9 protein-coding genes, 1 tRNA gene and 1 pseudogene are annotated in these 24,172 nt (G+C 38.8%); 6 read left to right on the top strand and 5 right to left on the bottom strand.

Annotation, left to right across the window (positions count from 1 at the left end; translation table 11 throughout):
- Positions 1–206: 206 nt before the first annotated feature.
- Complete coding sequence (locus tag ACX0HA_RS13170) at positions 207–2,135, bottom strand: sigma 54-interacting transcriptional regulator (RefSeq protein ID WP_458845755.1); 1,929 nt, start codon at positions 2,133–2,135, stop codon at positions 207–209.
- Between the two features lie 11 nt (positions 2,136–2,146).
- Positions 2,147–4,384, bottom strand: a complete 2,238-nt coding sequence (locus ACX0HA_RS13165) for a tetratricopeptide repeat-containing sensor histidine kinase (protein ID WP_458845754.1) — start codon at positions 4,382–4,384, stop codon at positions 2,147–2,149.
- Between the two features lie 313 nt (positions 4,385–4,697).
- On the opposite strand from ACX0HA_RS13165, the gene ACX0HA_RS13160 reads away from it, so the two are divergent.
- Together ACX0HA_RS13160 and ACX0HA_RS13155 are read left to right on the top strand one after the other, a co-directional pair.
- Positions 4,698–5,507 carry an alpha/beta fold hydrolase gene (locus ACX0HA_RS13160; RefSeq protein WP_458845753.1) on the top strand — a complete coding sequence of 270 codons (810 nt, stop codon included), beginning with the start codon at positions 4,698–4,700 and terminating at the stop codon, positions 5,505–5,507.
- A gap of 33 nt (positions 5,508–5,540) precedes the next feature.
- Entirely contained in the window at positions 5,541–6,542 is a 1,002-nt protein-coding gene (locus ACX0HA_RS13155) for an alpha/beta fold hydrolase (protein WP_458845752.1), read from the top strand.
- A gap of 125 nt (positions 6,543–6,667) precedes the next feature.
- On the opposite strand, the gene ACX0HA_RS13150 is transcribed toward ACX0HA_RS13155, so the two are convergent.
- Positions 6,668–8,218, bottom strand: a complete 1,551-nt coding sequence (locus ACX0HA_RS13150) for an SDR family NAD(P)-dependent oxidoreductase (protein ID WP_458845759.1) — start codon at positions 8,216–8,218, stop codon at positions 6,668–6,670.
- A 104-nt stretch (positions 8,219–8,322) separates the two neighbouring features.
- Positions 8,323–9,237 carry an alpha/beta hydrolase gene (locus ACX0HA_RS13145; RefSeq protein WP_458845751.1) on the bottom strand — a complete coding sequence of 305 codons (915 nt, stop codon included), beginning with the start codon at positions 9,235–9,237 and terminating at the stop codon, positions 8,323–8,325.
- A gap of 527 nt (positions 9,238–9,764) precedes the next feature.
- Here ACX0HA_RS13145 and ACX0HA_RS13140 point away from each other — a divergent pair.
- Positions 9,765–10,991 (top strand): PQQ-dependent sugar dehydrogenase, encoded by a 1,227-nt coding sequence (locus ACX0HA_RS13140; protein ID WP_458845750.1) that lies wholly within the window; start codon positions 9,765–9,767, stop codon positions 10,989–10,991.
- Positions 10,992–12,003: 1,012 nt separating this feature from the next.
- On the opposite strand, the gene ACX0HA_RS13135 is transcribed toward ACX0HA_RS13140, so the two are convergent.
- A tRNA-Ser gene (locus tag ACX0HA_RS13135) sits at positions 12,004–12,088 on the bottom strand.
- Positions 12,089–12,514: 426 nt separating this feature from the next.
- Between ACX0HA_RS13135 and ACX0HA_RS13130 the strand changes: the two are divergent.
- From ACX0HA_RS13130 to ACX0HA_RS13120, 3 genes and pseudogenes are all read left to right on the top strand, one after another.
- A pseudogene (locus ACX0HA_RS13130) lies at positions 12,515–12,583 on the top strand (hypothetical protein); the annotation flags it as partial.
- Positions 12,584–13,613: 1,030 nt separating this feature from the next.
- On the top strand, positions 13,614–15,587 hold the full coding sequence (locus ACX0HA_RS13125) for a cytochrome-c peroxidase (protein WP_458845749.1): 1,974 nt from the start codon (positions 13,614–13,616) through the stop codon (positions 15,585–15,587).
- A gap of 340 nt (positions 15,588–15,927) precedes the next feature.
- Positions 15,928–24,048: a LamG-like jellyroll fold domain-containing protein gene (locus ACX0HA_RS13120; protein ID WP_458845748.1), complete on the top strand. Its 8,121-nt coding sequence runs from the start codon at positions 15,928–15,930 to the stop codon at positions 24,046–24,048.
- Positions 24,049–24,172: the final 124 nt, after the last annotated feature.

The raw sequence follows: 24,172 nt of genomic DNA, 5'->3' as shown, positions 1-24,172 counted from the left end.
TAGTGTTAACTTAGTTGAATTGCAATTATTTGCATATCAGTTGTTTATAAAACAGGTTAACATTAATTTATTAAGGGTGGGTATAAAATGGAAAAACTTTACTCAAGGAATTAGATGTTTTCTTTATTTGGTAAGAGGCTATTAATTAATGATTTAAGCTTTTTATAAGAACTACATTATAAGGATAAAACCAACTATTGCGGGCTTTATTCTTTAAGGCTTTTTCGTTTTATTCCAAGTTTTTGCATTTTAGAAGCCAGAGTGGTGGGAGGAACTCCAAGAATTTCTGCGGCTCCGCCAACACCCCTGATACGTCCGTTACAACGTTCCAGTACAGCCTGTATGTGATCTCGCTCATTCTCTTCGATAGTTTTTAGATACCAGTCACTTTCCTTTGTAAAGGCATCGGCAACCTCGGGCAGGGGTATATGTTCTATAGTGTAACTTTTGGCAAGTAAAACACTGCGTTCCATAAGGTTTTCGAGTTCACGTATATTACCGGGCCATTTATACATCAACAGGCTTTTTAAGGCATCCTGGCCTATGGCTTCAATTTGCTTATTGTTTTTTTGATTGTAAACACCCATAAAATGCCTGGCCAATTGAGGTATATCTTCTTTGCGTTCACGAAGAGGCGGAAGTTCAATAGGAAAAACATTAAGCCTGTAATAAAGATCAAGCCTGAAACGTCCTTCCGCTACTTCTTTTTCCAGGTTGCGGTTTGTTGCAGCAATAATGCGGATATTAACAGGTATTGAGTTTCTTCCGCCAATGCGTTCAATTTCTTTTTCCTGTAAGGCACGAAGTATCTTAGATTGCAGCTCTAACGGCATTTCACCAATTTCATCTAAAAAAAGTGTTCCTGTATTGGCCTGTTCAAATTTACCGACCCTTTTATCGGCAGCACCTGTGAAAGCCCCCTTTTCATGTCCAAATAGCTCTGATTCGATAAGGGTAGATGGCAATGCTGCACAATTTACCTTAATGAAAGGCTTACCTGAACGTGAACTTAAATTATGGATTGTACTAGCTATGCTTTCCTTTCCGGTTCCGCTTTCGCCAGTTATAAGTACAGTAGTTTCTGCAGAAGCAACCTGGTGGATAAGATCAAAAACCCGCATGAGCATCGGGCTTTTTCCAATAATGCCGGCAAAAGGGTCTGACTTGGCCATAACGGGTTTTGGTACAATCGGCTTATCAGCGGGTTGAACATCTTTTTGCACAAGAGTTTTTACAGTCCTGGCAAGATAAGGCTGTAATCTTTTACAAATCTCTACATGCTCGGGCTGAAGCATATTTGCATCGCTTGAAAAGAATGAAAAATAAAAAACATCCTGATCCTGAAGAGGTACAGGGAGTGTAAGGTTGCAATGCATTCCAAAGGACTGACGCATGATATTTTTCATAGCGATCTTACTGCATAAAGCCGAGAATGCTGAGCCATTATATAAAGAAATTTCTTTGTCGATATTTACAGAAAATTGGGAATCCCTAATTTCTTTATCTTTAAGACCTGTAATGTTTTGAAATTCCTCAAAACCAATTTTCTGATATTCAGAAAAACCTGTGCGGCGGTATCCTATTACAAGATCATTTTTTTCAGGTATTTTATATACAGCCATTATAAGGTCAAAAGGAATCAAAGGCTGTAAAGCTTTCGTGAATTTAAAAAAGCGTTCTTCCCAATCGCCATTTTCGGATTCCATCTTTTGCAATTGCTTTTCAAAAAGAGCTTCTTTACGTATGGCCGATTCCAGTCCATGCTGCTGATGATATGCTGCAATTTCCAGAGTAACTAAAAGATCACGCTCGCGAAAAGGTTTTACCAGAAATCCAAACGGATGGGTCGCTTTAGCCTGATTGAGAACAGTTTCGTTTGAATTTGCTGAAAGATAGATGAAAGCAATATTTTCTTCTTTAAGGTAATAGGCGAGGTCGATGCCTGTACCTTTTCCTGAGAGAAAAATATCGACAAGAACAAGGCCGGGGCGTTCCTTGGCTATCATTTTTATGGCATCATCTACTGATCGGGCAATGCCGGTGACCCGATACCCTGAACGTTTTAAGAGTAGCTGTAAATGATTGGCTTCTACAAATTGATCCTCTACAATCAGTATTTTCGTATTTGCATCCATAGTCTGGTAAATTAATGGTTGTTCTCCGGAAACGGAAATTCAATTTCAATTACAGTTCCACCTTCATTATATATTTTCAGATCTCCTTTAATATCCTGAGTCAGACCCTGTATAAGTCGCAGACCCAGTGATGAGCTTTCAGTTATATTAAAATCGTCGGGTAACCCTTTTCCATTGTCACGAATAACAAGAAGGCATTGCTGTCCGGAATTAGGTCTAAGGGCAATAAGGATCTGAGCATCATCATCACTGTTAAAAGCATATTTCATTGCATTTGTAATTGCTTCATTAAGAATCAGTCCAATAGGTATTGAGTGGGAGAGAGGAAAATCCATTTTTTCAATTTCAAGGCGAAAGGTTATCCGGTATTTTCCATCTGAGCTTTCTTCAAGATAATCTATAAGCTCACATATATAAGAAGACATTTCTGTCATAGACAGGTTGTTGCTCTGATAAAGTTTTTGATGGATAAGAGACATTGCCTGTACCCGTTGTTGGCTATGGGTAATTGCCTCTAATGCTTCGCTGCTTTTTAAAAATTCAGTTTGGCTTTCCAGAAGCCCCACAACCATGTGGAGGTTGTTCTTTACCCGATGGTGTATCTCCCGAAGCAGCCATTCTTTTTCATCAAGCAGATGCTGTAGCCTTAAATTTTGGTTGTTGATCTCTGCCTGTTTGGCTTCCAGTATTTTGTTCGTGCGTTTCTTTAAGATAAAGCTGTAATATAAAAGCATTAAAAAAATGAATAAGGCAATTGTCCCGCCATAAAATATCTTTCGGATTATTTTTTCTTTCTCAAGTTTATTGAGTTGCTGTTGTGATTGGTTTTTAAGCTGTTGAATATCATGGTTTTTCTTTTCCGTTTCATATAAAATATTCATACGGTTAATTTGCAGGCTTTTTTTCTCGTCAAACAGATAATCGGATTCTTTTTTGTAGAGCTGATAATTTCTGATTGCCTCAGTCCAGTTTCCCTCTACCGAATCAAGCCTAAACTGATAATATAGTTGTACAGGATGTTTTGTCTGAAGGTTCCCGATTTGAATCTTATTAAAAAGGGATATATACTTTTTGGCCACAGGGTACTGACGTGTAGCAAAACTGTACCCTATTATGCTGTTATAAGCATTTGAAAGTACTATTTTTTCTGCTTTATCCTCCTCAATTATCTTAGCAACTTTTATAAACTGTTGTTTTGCTTTCGCAAAATCTCCAAGACAGGTGTAAATTTTTAATAGTAAGCATTCCGCATAGGGGTCAGGACTATCTTTCGATTCCGCATATTTTTTTATAATAGTGAACATCGCTAATGCTTTACGGTAGCGCTTGCATCTCATATAAAGTTCGGACTTATTGTAGCAAATAAGTAGTATACTTTCCTTATGTTCTTCTTCTATAGCGATTTTCAGGGCTTTATCATAATTTAAGGATGCCTTTTCATAATCTTCGAAAGCCATATATGATATAGCTAAATGGTTATATATTGAACATAATGAAAGTCTGTTCGTTGCTGTTGATTCAGCATTCCTAACTGCCAGTAAACCAAATCGCATGCTTTCTTCATAATCCCCAAGGTTTAGCATGACATTTCCTAAAAGATCATATACCTCGTAAAGTTCTTTTTGTTTGATTTCCTGATAAAGTTTTAGTGTCTTTTTAAGGCAATCCATCGCCTCATCCAGCTGATCATTTATTTGATATATATCAGCAGCTTCTTTAAGGCAATCACCCTGCCTTTTTTTATTCCCTGCAAGGCGGAATATTTTTTCTGCTTTTAGTAACAGATCTAATCTGATTTGGAAATCTGCACCATCTAAAGTATTCAGAGACCATATCATAACGAAAGCTTCTCCTAGCTGATTGTAATCTTTTGTAAGTGTATATGCCTTGACAGCCTGATAGGCATAAGTTTTTCCGGAGGTGTAATGCTTTTCTATCTGTTCAGCGAGAGACAATGCCAGGCAGGCATTTCCGGTTTGCTGTATCTCATTATATTTTTTAGCGCTCTGTAACGCTTTGTTTAAAAAAGCTTTGGCTTTGGTAAGGTTTATAGTTGTATCTGCCAATGACATATAATACTTTCCTAATGCTATGTTAGGTTCAATAGCAGACTTGTCTGAAAGCTTTTTTAGCTGTCTTTGTATTTTCAGCGCATCTGAAGGCGAAGCAATTTTTTGCTGGGCAGTACCTGCTAATGTTGTAAGTAGAAACAAAAGCCATATAAGCTGTTGGCGTAAAATGACTATCATATTCTTGCTGTTAATTATACATGCAATTTTGGAATAAAAAACTGTTTCCCAAAACGAAAGAGCTAAAAACTACACAAAGTACCTACGCCGACTAAATATCGTTGATTGAAAAGACCGATTAACATGCTTGCGTTGGTAGTGAATGGTTTTTGTTTTTTTAATATGTTGTAAATCATTGGTTTATTAAAAAGGCTTCATAATTGACTTAAAAATAATAGAAGAGCGTCCCGTGCCAAAACTGAACATAACAGCACAGTACATTCTGATAACATTATCTAATGAGATGAATGATGATTCCTTAACAGCAAATTTTATGACACCAACAATTGTAAACAAAAATATTTTATTTATTACGGGTGCTTTTTTAAGCCACACAGTTTGGACTGAATGGGCGGATTTTTTTCAAACAAAAGGTTATACCACGCAGGCACCTCCCTGGCCTCTTAAAGATGGGCCTGCTGATTTGCTCAGGCAACGCCACCCTGATCGTGACCTCGCGGCTCTTAGGCTTGAAGAAGTAATAAATCATTATGCAGCTATTGCATCTTCCATGGATTTTCTACCAATTGTTATTGGTCATTCCATTGGAGGACTTATAGCACAGGTGTTGTTACAAAGAGGTTTGGCCGCAAAGGCTGTTGCTATACATTCAGTTCCTCCGGTTGGAGTATTTACTTTTAAACTAAGTTTCTATAAAGCCGGTTGGGCAGCTCTTGGTTTTTTTACCTCAGTCAGGAAAACTTACATGATGACTTTTGCACAGTGGCAATATGGCTTCACTAACGGTATGCCCTTAGAATGGCAGGAAAGAGCCTATGATCTTTATGCAATACCCGAATCAAAAAAAATTGTACGTGATACACTTTCAGCAGCAGCAAAAATTGATTTCAAAAAGCCTCACGGACCATTGCTTTTTGTAGCCGGAAAGACTGACAGGACTATCCCTGAATCGTTGAATTACGATAATTATCGAAAGTATAAGCACGAATCATCCATTACAGATTTTATAGCGTTTCCTGACCGTAACCATTTTGTAATCGGCCAGCCGGGATGGCAGGAGATAGCACAGTATATAGAACTATGGCTCGAGTCGACAACAAGCATACAGCTTATACGGGCTTAATATAAATTAAATAGTAATCTTAAATTTTTTAATATGAAAATCAAATCACTTTTTAACCGTCTTTATGATACGGGCAAGTACATAGTATCGACTCTCTCGTTAGTACTAATTTTTACTTCATGCAGTCGGAGCAATGAAACTAAAGTAACTGAATCTGTTATTAAAACAGATGCTGTAATTTCAACGACCGAACCGGCTAACCCTCCGTCAAATTTTAAACATGCAACTGCTCAGGTAAACGGGATCAACATCCATTACGTGATTGGAGGACAGGGAGAGCCGTTAGTTCTTTTACATGGTTTTGGACAAAATTGGTATATGTGGAATCGCCTTTTGCCTGAGCTGTCTAAGCATTACACTGTCATAGCACCCGACCTTAGGGGGGTTGGGGAATCTGACAAGCCTGATACAGGGTATGATAAAAAAACTATGGCTTCAGATATTCATGAGTTGGTAAAACAACTTGGGTACAAACAAATACGTCTTGCAGGACATGACATTGGCTTGATGGTAGCCTATGCCTACGCTGCCCAGTATGGTGATGAGGTTCAGAAACTTGCGCTTATGGATGCACTTCTTCCCGGAATTGAACCGGTATGGTCTGATGTATCCGCATCAGCTTGGTGGTTTGGATTTTTCTCATTTAAAGCTTCCGGAGATATTGTAAGCGGTAAAGAACGTGAATTCCTTACCAATTTCTGGCCTATGGTGGGGCATGTACAGAATGCCTTTACAACCGAAGAAACTAACGAATTTATCAGGGCTTATGCCGTTAAAGGTGCTACAACAGGCTCATTTAAGTGGTTCGGCGGATTTCAGCAGGATATTAAAGACAATCAGGGATTTATGAAGAAAAAACTAAAAATGCCTTTACTCGCTATGGGCGGTGAATATTTTGCAGCAGCATTTCTTGCAGAACATTCCAAACTGGTTGCTGAAAATGTAACAGAATCTAAAATAAAAGGAGCCGGTCACTGGATTGTTCAGGAAAATACTGAACAGGTACAAACGGACCTGATTAATTTCTTTAAATAATTATTGTATTGCAATTGTACTAAAAAGCTGTTTTTAGAGTACTGTTATTGCAGAACAAAGCCTACAAATATAATTTGTAGGCTTTTTTTGAAGTATATTTTTAAAATTTTCTTTGGATGGAATGATTACCATGCAATCGGCCTGTAATCTTTAAGGAATTTTCCACACCAATGTTTCCCTGTGTTGATACCATCAAATAAAGGATCCATAACCCTGGCGGCACCATCAACAATATCTAAGGGTGGCTGAAAATCTTCTTCTTCCTGTTTTCTTTTAGCAAGCTCAGCAGGATCTTCATCGGTAACCCAGCCTGTATCTACAGCATTCATGTAAATACCCTCTTTTGCTAAGGTGCCTGCAGCAGTATGCGTTAACATGTTTAATGCTGCTTTTGCCATATTGGTATGCGGATGGCGATCATCTTTATAGCCATAGTAAAACTTGCCTTCCATTGCAGAAACATTTATGATGTGTTTTTGTCCCGTAGTATCTTTTTTCATTACTTCTGCAAGGCGATTGCAGAGTACAAAAGGAGCTACAGAATTTACCAGTTGTACTTCCAGCATTTCGGTTGTTTCGATCTGCCCCAGTTTTAAGCGCCAGCTGTTAGTTTTTCTAAGATCCACCTGTTGTAAGTCTGCATCTAGTTTTCCTTCAGGAAAAACTTCATTTGCCACCAATGTATTATCAAACGAATAAGGTATTTGCGATAATTTAGCAGAAGCCCTCAATCCGATACCGGGTTCCGGCCCATGCCATGTTACAGGCATATTTTGGTTGGAAGATGCACCTACAGTCAATACTTTAAGTTCTTCAAGGCAATTAGTGTGATCAAATAATAAATCCTGTACCTGTTTAGGTAAAGAGTCAACAGGGCGCTCTTCGTTTTCCATTAAATGGGTATAGAATCCTGCCGGTCGTCTTACCGTTTGTGCAGCATTATTGATGAGTATGTCTAATCGCCCATATTTTTGTTCTATAAAATTACAGAAGATCTCAACGCTTGGAATATGTCGTAAGTCTAATCCGTGAATTTTCAAACGGTGTCCCCATTCCATAAAATCAGGCTCTTTAGCAAAACGAATTGCCGAGTCTACCGGAAATCGGGTAGTTGCTATAACTGTGGCACCGCCACGCAAAAGCATTATAGTAATATGATAACCTATTTTTAAGCGCGAACCCGTTACAACTGCAATTTGTCCTTTAACGTTTGCAGTCTGAAAACGTTTTGCATAATTAAAATCCCCGCACTCAGTACACATTGTATCATAAAAGTGATGCATTTTCGTAAATGACGTTTTGCATACATAACAATTTCGGGGTGTCTGTAACTCTAATTGTTCTTTATTTTGCAAATCATTAAGTTCTAATAATTTTGGTGCAATAAAGACACTGGCTTCCCGGGCCTCACGTATTCCGGTTACTTTTCGTGCAGTCCTGTCTTTCTTTTCCTGTTTTCGTTTTGCGGCTAGTTTTCCGTCTTTTTTTCTGCGTAAAAGCTCATCGCGATCGGGTCTTGCGAATTGGCCGGCAGCTTTAATCAGTGCAGTACGCTGGTCTTTTGGAATATCAAAAATCTGATCGGTATTAGTATTTAATGCCGTTAGTAAAGCAATGCAATTCTCTATTTGTTCAAAGCTTATAGCATCCGGAGTTATAAGTTCATCCTTCGTCATCATATAAAATCAGGGTTCAATTCTGGCGCAACTGCCAAGGGTGCAAATATAGTCTTATAATCTCTGTATTTCTTTTTTACTTCTCTGTTTTACAGTTGAATTATTCATATTTGCGTTAAGGGTTCCTGATGTTTATCGGATTGTTTATCAATCCATTCTAATATATAGTCCACATCTTCTTTCCAGGTAGGCTGCGACATTGCAAGATGGTTTCTTCCTTCAAACTCTTTGTATTCAGTTATTGTTCCTTCAGGCTGCCGCTTTATATATCGCTTATAATTTTTCTTGTTCAGCGATGCCGGAATTATATTATCGGTACTGCCGGATATAAACAATAGGGGGGCATGCGGCTTGCGAAAATCAATTTTACCTTGTTTTTTTAGCGCTGCCCTCAGTACCTGGCGTGATTCCGGGACAACAAGCTTATCATAGAAAGCCTTTTGTTCTTTTTCCGGCATCCCGTTAGTAAAAGCATATTGCCATTGCTTAAATGACATTAAGAACGGATTTTTCCTGCTTCTGAAAGGGCCAAGAGGTCCCCATAACGATTTGATAAATGAATATTTTAGTACAAAAACACCTTTAGCAGGAACCGAGTGGTATACAATACCCATGGCACCTTTATTACGTTGCAGCAGTAATTGTACAATTAACCCTCCGAAAGAATGCCCAATCAATATAGGTTTTTGAGGCATTTTATCAATTAGGTTAGCATGGTAATCGACAATTTTCTTAAGGTCATATTCCATTGTCATATTTTCCTTATAACGCTCGCGCAATACGTTGACGGGTCCTGATTTATAGGGCCATTCAGGAACAATAACATCATATCCCTTTTCTTCAAAATATTTTTTCCAGTCTCCCCAGCCTTCACTGGTTACAAATGCTCCGGAAATTAGCATTACAGTTTGCTTTTTTTTATTTACTGTTAATTTCGCTTTTGTTCCGGCAGTTGTTTGTAAGGCCAGCAGTAACAGTACTATGACAGTTACTTTATTCTTAATTAATTTTGAGTTCATGGGATTGATAATTAAAGGTTACATAAGAGGTTATACATATTGCATGCCTTTAATGTAAGTTATTGATTATCAATAGTATTTTTTGTGTATTGATAAAAGTCACATTGTATATCGTGAATTAAGATTTAAAATAGCGAGATATCGCAGTAGAAAATAAATTTAAATATATAGTAAAGCAGCTCTTAGGGCTGCCTTACTTAATCCTGCCTGTTGATGTATATCCAACCGGTAGTATTTTCTCCCGAGTTGAGTTCGATCATGTAAAATCTAACCTCAGTCAGGAAACATGCATGTTTATTATTTTTTTGATATTTCAAAAGTGACTTGCCACGATTTTTCTTCTTCGGGTCTACGGGATTTATCTCTGGTTGGCTTCGATAAAATAAAATCATATTTAATAAACGACCAATAATTGCAGGCGTTTAAGGAAGGGAGAAATGTCAAAGTAAACTTAATTTACTTTCTTTTACAGTTTCAGAAACCTATTTTAGGTGTGAAAATTTTTTAAAACTAAATTACTAACATCTATGAAAAACTCATTTTATGCAACAGCGCTTTCAGCTGTTTTTTTAAGTTTGCTGTCATGCGGCGATGATGACAAATCGGACACTGCTCCGGTGGTAACCGGTCCACCCGTTGAAACCTCTGATCCTAATACAAGTTACGAACCAGCATTTGATGGACAGACACGTGCCAATGGAGCTATGACAACCACTGCATATACATATAACATTATAACTTCCGGACTATCCTCTCCATGGGGAATTACAGGCCTGCCGGATGGGAGATTGCTTGTTACTGAAAAAGGGGGTAGTTTACGCATAGTTACTCAGGAAGGACAGATAAGTGCCCCGATTGGGGGATTGCCGGCTGTTAACTCCGAAGGACAGGGCGGATTGCTGGGTTTATGCCTTGATCCTGATTTTACATCAAACAGGATGGTGTACTGGGTTTTTTCTGAAGCCGTAACCGGAGGTAATGTTAGCGCTGTTGCTAAAGGAAGGTTGGCAAGCAATGAAGCAAGTATAGAATCGGCTACAGTTATTTATCGTGCAAATCCTGCAAATGCGAGTACGCTGCATTATGGAGGCCGTATATTATTTGATAGAGACGGAAACCTTCTTGTTAGTACCGGAGAGCGTTCTGTGCTGGAGACACGTCCGTTAGCGCAATCAATTACATCAGGTCTTGGTAAAATTATTAGAATAACAAAAGATGGTCAGCCAGCCGCGGGTAATCCCGGTTTCTCAGGAACAGGGGCCTTACTTGAACTGTATAGCATAGGACACAGGAATCCTCAGGGAATTGCGCTTCACCCTGTTACAGGTGACCTTTGGCAAAGCGAACATGGCCCACGTGGAGGAGATGAGATTAACCTTGTAAAGTCAGGCAAAAATTATGGCTGGCCTGTTATCACATATGGCATCGAATATGGTGGAGAAGCTATTGGCGATGCTATTCAGCAAAAGGAAGGTCTGGAACAGCCTGTTTACTATTGGGATCCTGTGGTATCCCCTAGTGGTATGACATTTTATAAAGGAAAGCGTATACCAGAGTGGGAGAATAATTTATTTATCGGGACACTTAGTGGTGCACATATCGTAAGGCTTATCCTCCATAACAATCGAGTAGTAGGAGAGGAAAGGCTTCTTTCAGGTGAAGGACAGCGTTTCAGGGACATTACCCAAACTGCTGATGGCGCAATGTATGCGGTTACTGACCAAGGAAGGCTATATAAGATTGATAAGCAATAAAAAGTATTTGTTTATCTAATAATTACAAGTGGTTGTTAATTTAGAAATATACTTACTAAAATAAGAATGGGCTGTATCAAAAATGATACAGCCCTAATTTTTAAACAAATATGATGCTAGCCTTTTGAATTGCCATTCTCGATATTTTGTAAACAAATTTGGGTTTATGATGCTATACAGCAGTACACAAATTTAGCTTGCTTGTTACCATTTATAGCAGTAATACCTTGTTTTTAGATATTAATTAATGAAGGTTATTGCAATCAGTGGGCATGCTTATATCTTTGTATAGTAGCTAGCTCCGAGTAATATTTACTGACTTTCATAAAGTTGATAAACTTACCAACTTTATGCATCAAATAATCATACCTTACTACAATTTTTATCTTTCTTTAAGGTACATTGGGGAAAATTAAAAAAGTCAAAAAAGAATATTTTTTAAAAAAGATAGATTTTCTTATTGTTTCCGATGCATTTACTTTCTAGCAATTGTAGGTTTTTTCAAAGAGCCAGACATCTTAAAATACCGTTAAACATAATAAACAACCCAATATTGTTCTTAAGTGCATCTTAGAGGCACGTTATTGTTACACCAAAATACACTTTAATTGCACCTACGATTTTGTGCGCTTTTGCAAATTTGAACATTGAAGGTGTAAATAAAAAAACCTGCAAACGTTCAGATTTGTCAGTACCCAACGACTTTTGGATATTGATTTGCCTGTATATAATGTGATTGATTTTTGATCGAGTGATAGTTTTATATAAATGAGCTGGTCACCATTCAATTTTTTTCAGTCTTGAGATAAAAAGTTGCTTTTAACATAATCATGTAAATTACACTACTTGATTTAAAATAACTATGCCTTCGGTAAATCTAGGAGAATTTTTTACATCCTTTATCCTATCATCTAAAGCCTTTTTGAAGATAACCTAAAATAATGATAATTTTAAAGGGGATATTAACTGAAAAACAAAACCCTTTAAATCTTATGATTTAAAGGGTTTTTAGCGGAGGAAGAGGGATTCGAACCCCCGGACCTGTTACAGTCAACAGTTTTCAAGACTGCCGCAATCGACCACTCTGCCATTCCTCCAATATGTGTCGCAATTCGTTGTCTTATTGCGGTTGCAAATATAACAAGGTTTTTCGGTTTTGCAAATGAATATCGCTTTATTTTATTGATAAAAATGAACTATTATAAATACCAATATAACTGATTGTGTTTGTGGAATTAATTAGAAATAGGTTCTGTCGCATTTACATACATGTTTTACCTTTTGTATTTAAAATCTTTATTTCATAAATAATAAAGGTCATCGCTATCCAAAATCGATCATTCTTGAGGCTGTATATTTTAAGCTTAGATTTACTTTAAGCTATGAGGATGTTGGAGCCGATAATGGAGATGCGTGGCGTTCAGTTTGACCCCATGCTACAATACAGTGTCGGGTGTATAGGTATACACTATTTATTAAAGAACATATGAACAAGAGGACGAAAAGAGTAGGGGTATGGCTGGAAGATGGATGAAACATATATAAAAGTGAAGGTTGTTTGGTTTTATCTGTACAGGGCAGTTGATATATAGGTAATGTAATTGATTTTCTGTTATTTTGGTAGGCTCTAAAGCATAGTTTTCGGATCATCAAAAAGTACCAAAATAAACTATTCAACTTTTTTGATACTACTTTAGAATAGTCAGGTTGTTCAAGTGATTATGCCTTCTTTGGTAAGCTACCTCAATGGAAATAATAACAAGAATGGTAAAAGAAGAAATAGTCTTGTTATAGATGAATTATTCGCTCAAGATAAAGAGCGTAAGGAGCAATTAATGGAGTTAATTTACTATCCAAGACTGCTTTCTAAATTAGAAAGGCAAAAGGTAGAAACGTATTTGTCTATAAAGTATGGGATATCAATTTCAGATCAAGTTGACTACCTTAATTCAAAATGTACTTGATAATATAAATAGGGTATAAAAGCAAAAATCCTTTAATTTCATCACTAATTGGTTATCCTTGATTGCGGTAAACAAACTATCATTTACTGTTCAGTATTGGTTGTAAAATGCGCGACTAAAATAAGGCTAAAAACTAATAATTCAGTGCAGTGAAGATTGTAAATAGTACTTATTTTGAAAATTTCAGTGTATATATTTACTGACGTATAAACTCACAACTTTTTACGTTGGTTTCTCAAATATCAAATGATCCTCACCATCTTCGTTTATTTGAATCAGACATAAATAGTTATTAGTGCTTTTTACTATTTTTCATTCGCTACTAAGTTCAGACGGGCAGGAACTCATTCGAGGTGTGAAAGGGCAGTAGGAGCAGTGAGCTAACATAATAGTAAGGATTTACTTTGCTGGTTCAGGCTGGCCCTCGGGTGTAATTCGCGATTGAGAATAAAAGTAAAAAAGACCGTCCTAAGGCTATCTTTTTAATATTTTCTAAAGCCTTTTTTTTGTTTAACCAGAAATATGTTATTCTCCGATTAACATATTTAGATATGGATTGTACTGAGGGTATAAACGTTTTTCTTTAACCATTCTTAATACAGTGGTAACATCATCCATGACTAACCACCTTAAGTTTGCAATTCTTATGTAGATGCTAATGGATGTTAAGTTTACTATTCCAGTATTATTTTGTGTTATAGCAGTTTGGGTTTGGCCTTCATTTGATTTTTATCAAAGTGATTATTATGAAGATGAGTTTCGTACCATAATCACATCGCAGGCTGATGTACTAACTAAAGATATTGAGATTCTTAACAGTATTGCCGTTGCTTACAGGCAGGGAGATGCCTCCATTGAGCAGCTTCGCGACCAGTTAACAACTACAAGGCTTACGTTTAAAAAATCTGAAGGGATACTGGAATATTACTTTCCCAAACATGTAAAATCTTATATAAATGGGCCACCGCTTAACCATCTGGATCCCTATCCTGTTAAAGAGGAATTCAATACTAACAACTATTATGGTATCAGTCCTTCTGAATACAGTAAAACGCTTCCTATAGATCATCTTAATACCGATCATTATCGCGGACAGCAGCGTGTAGTAGTGCCGGTAGGTTTACAGGTATTGGATGAAACTGTTTTTGCAGAGAGTGATGTCAATGTTGAAGAGGTGGTAAAGCTGACGGCAGGGCTGAAGGAAACCTATGCAGTATTAGTAGAGGCATTAAAAAAACGGAACTACTACTACGAACACGAAATTATGGAAGCGGTAAGATTAGAGCTGATTCGTGTTTTTACAATGGGTATTACAGGATTCGATACTCCGGGTTCGCTTAATGCAATGGACGAGGCAGCGTCATCCCTAAAAGGTATGCAGGAAGTAATCATGCCCTTAACACATAGGCTTACACAAACCGAAAGAGAACAGTTAAAAGGAGGCTTTAAAAAAGCTATGTCTTATCTCAATAAAAATAATGACTTTGATAAATTTGACAGGCTTACCTTTCTGACAGAATATGTAAATCCATTGTATTCGGCATTGCGCCAAATGCAGCTAAGTCTTCATATAAAAAGTACAGCCGAGATAAGCGGGGAAACTACCTCGTGGAATGCATATAGTTCCGGTATCTTTGCAGAAGATTTCCTGGATCCGTACTATTATACATTGCTCAAAAAGACAGACGACAGCAATGCTCTTAGAGAACTCGGAAAGCAGCTATTCTATGATACTTCGTTAAGCAATAATGGCAAGATGAATTGTGCTTCGTGCCACCGCCCTGAAATGGCATTCACTGACGGAGTTCCAAAGTCATTGGCAAGTGTTGAAGGGAAAACAGTTCTTCGCAATTCACCTTCTCTTATTAACGCTGTTTTCTCGGATAAATACTTTTATGACCTGCGTGCTGTTGACCTTGAAGAGCAGGCAGAACATGTTATCGAAAATCACCTTGAGTTCAATACAAATTTTGATGACCTGGTTAAAAAGCTTGGTAGTACTCCTTTATATAAGGAGTTGTTTGAAAAGGCTTTTGGTAATAGTGCTGAAGTTACCCGTTACCGTTTTTCGGCTGCATTATCATCCTATGTTGCCTCGTTACGATCATTCAACAGTACTTTTGACCGTTATGCACGTGGCGAGATAAAGAAGGTTTCTCCAGAGGTTAAACTCGGTTTTAATCTTTTTACCGGTAAAGCGGGTTGTGCTACCTGTCATTATGCTCCTTTGTTTAGTGGATTAGTGCCACCATTATATCATGAAAACGAAAGTGAAGTTCTGGGAGTGCTTGCAAAGCCAAATACATTAGATGTAGACCATGATTTTGGGAGGATAGGGAATATGACCACGGAAGATAACGAAGAGATATACAGGGGATCGTTTAAGACGGTGACTGTTCGAAACGTGAAACTTACTGCACCCTATTTCCATAATGGAGCATACAATACCCTGGAAGAAGTAATTTCTTTTTATAATAAGGGTGGAGCCGCCGGTTTAGGCCTTACTTATGAAGTACCTAACCAAACGCTGCCGCCGGATCATCTTGATCTTTCTAAAAAAGAAATTGCTGCCCTAATTGCTTTTATGGAATCTCTTACAGATAACGCAGTTTCATCTTATGGCAAACGCTGATTTTACTTAACCTAAAATCAAAATGCAAATTCCGGTAAAGTTGTGATAATAGAGTAAAGAGGGGTTAGCCCATTGTTAAGGCTTGTATTCTTTAGGATTTCGGGATAAAATTCTAAAAATATTGAATAATAATGTTTTTAGTGATTACTGTTTTAGTGATACTTTAAAAGGCATTGCTTTTGTGTAGTATTTTTCTTCATTTTCTCTAAGTTACCTTAACATAAAACCCTTGTAATTATTACTTTTCGGTAATACAACCTTAAAGCCGTTTATAGAACCGCAGGCATTTGACAGAACTACTTTTGGCGCTTAATCTTTAATTTATTAACTAATGCCAAACATGAAAAAGAAATTACTCTTTTTAAGTTTATTGTTTTGCCTTGGATTGAGCTATGGGTTGCAAGCCCAGATCATTCCCGGAGATTCAATTGTGTATGGCCCCATGATGAGCCCACCTTATAATAATAAGGTCAGGGTATGGGTGCTTACCAAAAACAACACAGGCTCAGGAAATGCTTTATCCATTTCCATGTCTGAAAATGCCGCACCGGGCACACTTCTAACCGGTACGGTTTACAATTCTGATACCCGTTTAGGGTATAACCTACGCTCTTTTGAGTACACTAACCTGGTGCCTGGTGGTAATTATACCGCTAAGCTAATGGTAAATGGTGCTGCATCAAACAGAGTGGCAACTATCAGAAATGAACAGGAGATCGTAGATGATTTTGAGTTTCTTTCTGGCGGCTGTGGTAGAATATACGACCTTACACGTTGTATAGACATACCGGAGTCTGCGACACATATTAACGGTGACCCCAACATGTTTAACATTATGGCGCAGGAAGGCAGCGACATGATGGTTTGGTTGGGCGATGCTGTCTATCTTTTAGGCCTTCAGCATGCTATGGGACAGTGTCCTGACGGTGGAGACGATTGGGCTAACAAAGACATGGCTTTTGCACGTTACATGTTCTACAGGGATTATCACGATAACCTGACTAAGGCTATGCCTCAGCTGGCGATTACCGATAATCATGACACAGGGCCTAACGAGTTTAACAAAACCATGCCTACCCTTGGAGAAATGAAAGAGATCTTTAAAGACTGGTGGCCAAACCCGGAGTATAAAAGTACTGCTGAAGGTCCGGGTCTTTTCTCTTCATATGTCTACAAAGATGTTGAGTACTTTTTGTTAGACAACCGTAGTTACCGCGATGGTACGTTGGCACATCTTGGTCCTGACCAGATGGCTTGGTTTAAAGGTGCATTACTTGCATCTACAGCTAAATTTAAAGTGATCATTAACGGTACGCCTACTTTTGAGCGTAACTGTGGTGGTAGGAACTTTTGTGCAAGTGCGCAGGGTACAGAGCTTGTAAATTTTATCAGGGAGAACAACATTAACGGTGTTCTGTCGCTTAGTGCCGACATTCATGAGCAAAAATTCATGATACGTGAGGGGAGTGATACCAAGTATCCGTTGTATGATATTCTGTCGGGTAACCTTAACTCTGATATTGGTAACGGACAGCACAACGTAAATTACGGAAGCGATTACCTTATGACAGGTGTTAAGCAAACGTATTTAAGGATTAATGTATTTGGTCCTGAAGATGACCGTAGGATGAAAGTAGAATATGTAGGCCCTACGGGTGTAGCATATTTTGAAACGATCATTCACGAAGACATGCTGACAAGTAAGAATGAAGATGCACTGAAACTTCAGCTGAATCTTAGTAACTCTGTTGCTGATGCTTCTACTTACAACCATGTAGCGACTGCTACAGGACATGCATTTGTAAATGATAAAGATGGTGTGGCTAATGAGGCAGTTGCTTTTTCGGCAAATACATCGGTTACTATACCAAACGCTTTATCGCTAAACTTCCATAACCGTCCGTATAGTTTAGGATTCTGGGTTAACCCAACTGAATTTACAGCAAACGGATCGACAATACTATCTAACGGTGCTGCAGGTACAGGTGTATCTTTTGGTATAGATACTAATGGTAAACTTACATATAAGGACCATGCGTCTAACACTACCTACACAAGCCAGTACAGCCTGTTGCCTCATACATGGGCATATATAGTATGGAAGTATGATAACGTAAGAAGAAAACTTACGCTTTATTATAATGGCTTTGTTATCCAGTCATGGAGTAACGTGATCTCTCCGGTAGCATCGGCTGCTGAGATTAAAGTTGGTAACAATTTTGAAGGTAAAAAGTTCATTGGTGCTCTTGACAAATTAGTACTTCACGGAAGGATCATCTCTGATGACAGCATCCTAAACGAAGCTGATTTTGAAACGACACGTGGTGAAGTGCTTAAAGTTGCGGGTGCTCCGCAAATGGCAATTCCTGGATCGGTAATCAATCCTTTACTGGCTAATAACTTCTCGATACAGTTTTGGGCTAAGCTTAACGGTGACCCGGGTACTAACTTTAAGATGGTTGCAAGTAACGGAAGGGTAAACAATAACTCTACAGGTATATCTTTTGAGTTTCCGGACAGTAACAAGCTTAATGTAGTTATTGGTAACAATACATCTGGCTGGAATACAATTTCTGAGCAGGGTGCTGCATGGAATGTAGGCGAATGGAACCAGGTAACAGTTACTGCTGTTAAGAACGGACAGCTTAAATATTATGTAAATGGTGAGTTTGTAGCCCAAACCAATTTTGGGCAGTACATAGGCAACAACTGGGGTCTTGGCCTTGGTTACAGCCCTGCATATACAGGAGCAGTTCAGGCTGAGCTTGACGACCTGCGTATTTGGGACAAAGCCCTTACACCTGAGGAAATTAAGCAAACAATGCACTATGCCCTTACAGGTACAGAACAAAACCTTGCATTATACTATGATTTTGCACCAACTACAGAAGGCGCAAATACTATCACAAGTAAAGGAAGTCTTCCTCATGTAGTAACACTTAATGGTGGTACGCTTGCGCCGGCTACATCTCCTGTTGCTAATCTTGCAGCAAATTACCAGAGTGTGGTAAAAGGTAAATGGAGCAAAAACAATACAGTTAACGTAGGTGGTTTAAGCCTGCCGGATAATATTACGAATTACGCAAGTAACGTGGTAATTGGAAAAAACAACGATACTGATGTTGCTGCATTACCGGGTAGCTCTACGCTTTCTTACCTTAAAGGAGGATGGAAGATAGACCCTGTAAGCAACCCGTTTGCTACAGTAAAAATTAACCTTGCAGAGGCATTGGTTAAGTATGATTCTATAAGCAATGTAGCAGGTAAATACCTGTTGCTTAAAAAAGAAACGGAAACGTCTTACCTTACTGTTGCTGAAGGCGATTTTGACGGACAAAACGCTACTTTCCACAATGCAAACCTTACCGAAGGTGAATACTTCCTTGGATGGAATGTTGCTACCTTTAGCATGGGTAGGGGTGGTGCAATATCACTAACAGGCAGCCATCAGGTAGCTATACCTCATGCTGACATCAACCCTACGCTAACAGGTGAGTTTACTATGGAATTCTGGGTAAACATGACTCAGGATCCTGCTAATAACACTCCGCTGGTATCTAATCACGGAAGGGTAAACAATAACACAACAGGACTTTCGATTGAAATGCCGGATAACAACAGTATATCTGCTGTATTTGGAACAAACACGAGCAATTGGAACAGTATCAATTCCGGTACTCCGCTTATTATTGGCGAATGGAACTATGTAACTGTTACGGCTAAACCAGGCGAATTAATTAAGCTATACCTTAATGGTGAACTTAAAGCTCAAAGCGCTTATTCTGCTTTCTCGCCTAATAGTAACTGGAATTTTGCCATAGGCAGAAGTATCAATTACAACAGCCAGACTATTTCTAAAATGGACGAATTCCGTATTTGGAATAAAGTGAAGACGGCTGAAGAGATTAAAGCTCAAATGCATTATGGTATAAAAACAGTTGACAATAATCTTGTTTATAACCTTACTTTCGATCAGGAAAATAATGGTGCTATAGACAATACAGGTACAAAAGGCGGAACTATTGCCTATACCAATTCACAGATTATTGACGCCAACAGCCCGGTTGCAGACCTTAATGATGCTTTTCCTAAAGTTGCGGGAAGCTGGAGTATTATGAATGGAACCGATAACGGCTTATATGTTAAGACAGATATAGACAGTTTTACTGCTAACCTTATTACAGGCCGTAATGCTGATAGTACTGTATTGCCTCTTGGTACTGTAGAAGATACTTCTTATGTAAAAGGAGGATGGAACTTTAACGCTCTTAATCTTGAAACGGCTACTCTTCAGGCTGATCTTTCTAAGATATTTGCCAATCCTACGCAAATCGATAATCTTGCTGAGCAGTTTATGCTTATAAAAGGAGATCCTGCAAGCAACTACCAAACCGTTGCAACAGGAGTATCTATAGATGGTAAAATTGATTTTGCAAATGTTGCCCTTACACCGGGTAACTATTACCTTGCTTTTGAAACCGATGTTAACTCGGTAATTGCTCAGCAGGGTGGTGCGCTTAACCTGACTGCTAACCATTCGGTAACTGTTCCTAAAGAAGGTGTAAATGCGGCATTATCAGGTCCGTTTACTATTGAGCTTTGGGCCCGATTAACAGAACCTGCCGGAGGTAACACTAAACTTGTTGGGTTTACAAGCCTTACAGGTGGTAACTTTGGTTGGGAAATGGAATTCCTTAGCAACCAGACACTACAAACCATTACAGGTAAAGGTGCTGCGGGAGGATGGAACTCATTAAATTCTACTCATGTATGGAAACTGAACGAATGGAACCATACGGCGGTTACATTTACACCAAACGGTGAGTTTAAGTTTTATATCAACGGTGAGCTTGCTAGCAGTACGCCGGTAACTCAGTTTACACCAAATGCAAACGATCTTGCTTTTGGTAAAAACATTGCAAACAACGCTCCTACAAGAAGTACTATAGATGAGTTCAGGATATGGACTAAAGCAAAAACGATCGAAGAAATTCGTGAAGATATGCACTTAACACTTCCTGTAGGTACGGCTAACCTGCCATACAACTATACATTTAACCACGATAACAGCGGTTTTATAGTAAACAGCGGTTCGCAGCAGGTTGAAGTTGCCTATACAAATGCAGCTATTATTCCTGCTACAGATCCTGTGCGTGATATGGAAGCGCCTTTCCGTAATAAAGTTGCGGGTAACTGGAGCTTAAAAAATGATAACAGGAATGGTCTTTACCTTGCAGATGTTATTGATAATAAAGATAACAACGTTGTAATAGGTAAACAAACAGGCGGAGAAGTACTTCATATACTTAACGAAACGGCAAATGATACACTATACCTTAGCACGCCTTGGAAAATGGCTACGCTTTATATAGAAAATGGTTCGCCAAAGGCCGATCTGTCTAAGATATTTACAAACCTTAACGATGTACAGCTAATAGCCCAAACGTATTTCTTACTAAAAGGCAACCCTGCAAATGCTTTAGAAATTGCTGCGACAGGTACTAAGCTTGGTAATATCGTTACGTTCTCTGAAATGGCTATAGATGGTACGCCGGTATATCTGGCATGGAAAAACGAACCGGAATATCCTGTAGGTACTTTCCCTATTGCTTCACAAAGCATATGGAAATATAACGACAGCGGTGCTAACCTTGGTACTGACTGGAGAACTAATGAATATGACGATGCGACATGGTTATTTGGTAACGGAATTCTTGGTTATGGAGATCCTAACCAGAATACTACTCTTAGCTATGGCGGAAATGCACAAAACAAACATATCACTACTTACCTAAGACATACCTTTAATGTGGAAGATGCTGCTGCAATAGGCACACTTAAATTTAAAGTGCTTAGGGATGATGGTGTTGTAGTATATGTAAATGGTGTTGAAGCGTTCAGGGATAATATGCCTCAGGGAGAGATCACGTCTGCTACGGTAGCGCTTGCTGCTGTAAATGATGCTGCTGAAACTACTTTCTACGAATTCTCAACGGCTAACCTGTTACAAACAGGAGAAAATGTTATAGCAGTAGAGCTTCACCAGGCAGCTGCGAACAGCTCTGACCTTGGCTTTGATATGGCAGTAGATTTCGATCTTCCTCCATTAGCTCCGTCTGCATACCCACTACCTAAAGGAAGTGAATGGACCTACCTGGATAACGGAACTGATCAGGGAATAGCGTGGAGTGCTCCTGCGTTTAATAACGCATCATGGAAAAAAGGAACTGCACCTCTTGGTTATGGAGACCCAATGAAAACTGTAATATCTTTTGGTCCTAGTTCATCAAGCAAATACATTACTTCATACTTTTCAAGAGATGTAGAGGTGAACACTGCTGATCTTACTGATACGGTAGAGTTTGGTATCCGAAGAGATGATGGTGCTATTGTATATGTAAATGGTGTTGAGGTTATTCGCGACAACATGCCTGCGGGAGCCATCATCTACACTACAAATTCGGCGACTACTATTGATGGTGCCGATGAGAAAAGGTACCAGATATACTTTATACCTAAAGCAGCATTTGTTGATGGTATAAACAGGATTTCGGTTGAAATACATAACCGTGACCAGTCAAGTTCAGACATTGGTTTTGATCTTTATGTACAAAATACTCAGGATCTTGCTATAACATGTCCGGAACCGCATATAGGGTGTTTTACATCTATAGCACCTACACCACAGCTTAACAATTTGATTATTTCTACTGATCACCGTTTCCAAATGTTATTTAAGGAAGGAACTCCTTACATGACGGGAGGTGGTAACGTACCGGGTAATCATGATTATGCAGGTTATGTTCCGGTAAACGGAAGCAGTACTTCAGGTTATCTTTCGGTAAACCAAGAAAACACACCGGGAGGAGTTTCTATGCTAACGTTACACCTGAACGAAGAAGAGAATCTATGGGTTGTAGACGATTCTAAAGCAGTAGATATGTACAACAGTAACCTTGTAACTACTTCCAGAAACTGTTCGGGTGGTGTTACACCATGGGGTACTATCGTTACCAGTGAAGAAGATACAGCTGGCGGAGATGCAAACGGAGACGGCTACCAGGATCTTGGATGGCTTGTTGAAATTGATCCGGTTACTGCTAAAGTTAAAGAGCATGGTAACGGCTATCAGGAAAAACTATGGGCCATGGGTAGGATGAATCACGAGAACGTGGTTATCGCTGCCGATCAGAGAACTGCTTATTATGGCGAAGATGGTGGTACACATTGTGTTTACAAATTTGTAGCCGATACACCTGGAGATCTTAGCGCCGGTAAAGTATATGTTCTAAAACTTGACCTTGAATTATCTAACGATGAGCCAAGCTCTTCGATAGCAACATGGGTTCAGGTACCTAATACGACAAAAGCTGATCGTAATAACCTGAATACAGTAGCTGCAAACCTTGGAGGTACAAGATTTAATGGTGTTGAAGATTGTGAGATCAGCCCGTTAGATGGTAAGATATACTTTGCATGTAAAGGTCTTAACCGTGTATATCGCTTTAAAGATAACGGTGATACCATTACAGAATTTGAAACTTTCATCGGGGGTAGGAGCTATGAGCTGGAAACAGCTAATGGTACCGTTACCGAAGACTGGAGAGATGGTAATGATAACCTTACTTTTGATGATAAGGGTAACCTTTGGGTACTTCAGGATGGTGGACTTAATTACATTTGGGTAGTGCGTCCTGACCATACACAGAGCCATCCTAATGTTAAGCTGTTTGCTTCTATGCCAGCGGGCTCAGAACCTACCGGATTAACATTTACACCGGATTATAAGTATGGTTTCTTCTCTGTACAGCACCCTAATGGGAACAATGCACAGCAGATGGATGCCACTTTTGGAAACATTAACTTCAATGCTTCGGCAACTATAGTGTTCTCACTAGACAGAGATTTGGGAGCGCATGCTCCGGTAGCTGATTTTACAGCAGATGTAACAGTTGTTGAGGAAGGTGAAACCGTAACCTTTACCGATCTTAGTACCAATACCCCTACAACATGGGCATGGACATTTGAAGGTGGAGAACCGGCAACTTCTACAGAAGCATCTCCTACAGTAACCTATAATACTGCAGGAACTTACAATGTAAGTTTAGTAACATCTAACATTGCAGGAACAAGTGCTACTGCAGATAAAGTTGATTACATACTTGTTGAAGAGGTACTGGGAACAGGTACTCCAAATCCGCTTAAGGATATGGTTAGCCTTTACCCGAATCCAACTAATGGTGTAGTTACCATTGATGTAAACAATGATGCAGGAGACGATATTTCTGTTGAGGTGTTTGATATTACCGGTAGGAAAGTGTCTGAAACCAAAGGACAATCTACCGGTGGAAACCAAAAAATAGAACTTGACCTCTCAGCAGTTTCAGGGGAACAGGTATTTGTAATCCGCGTGCATGTGGGGGACAAAACAGGAACCTATAAACTACTGAAAAAACAATAAATAGTTAGGGTAATTTGTTTTTTTGAAAGCGGGGAGCCGGCAATTTTGCCGGCTCCCTTTATTTACATTAACTTGAATGCAGAAAATACATAACCGACAAAATATGGAATGCACACATGACAAA

The sequence above is a fragment of the Flavobacterium hauense genome, from assembly GCF_054457175.1.
The sequence above is the reverse complement of the archived record's forward strand: the minus strand, read 5'-3'. Positions and strand labels throughout refer to the sequence as shown.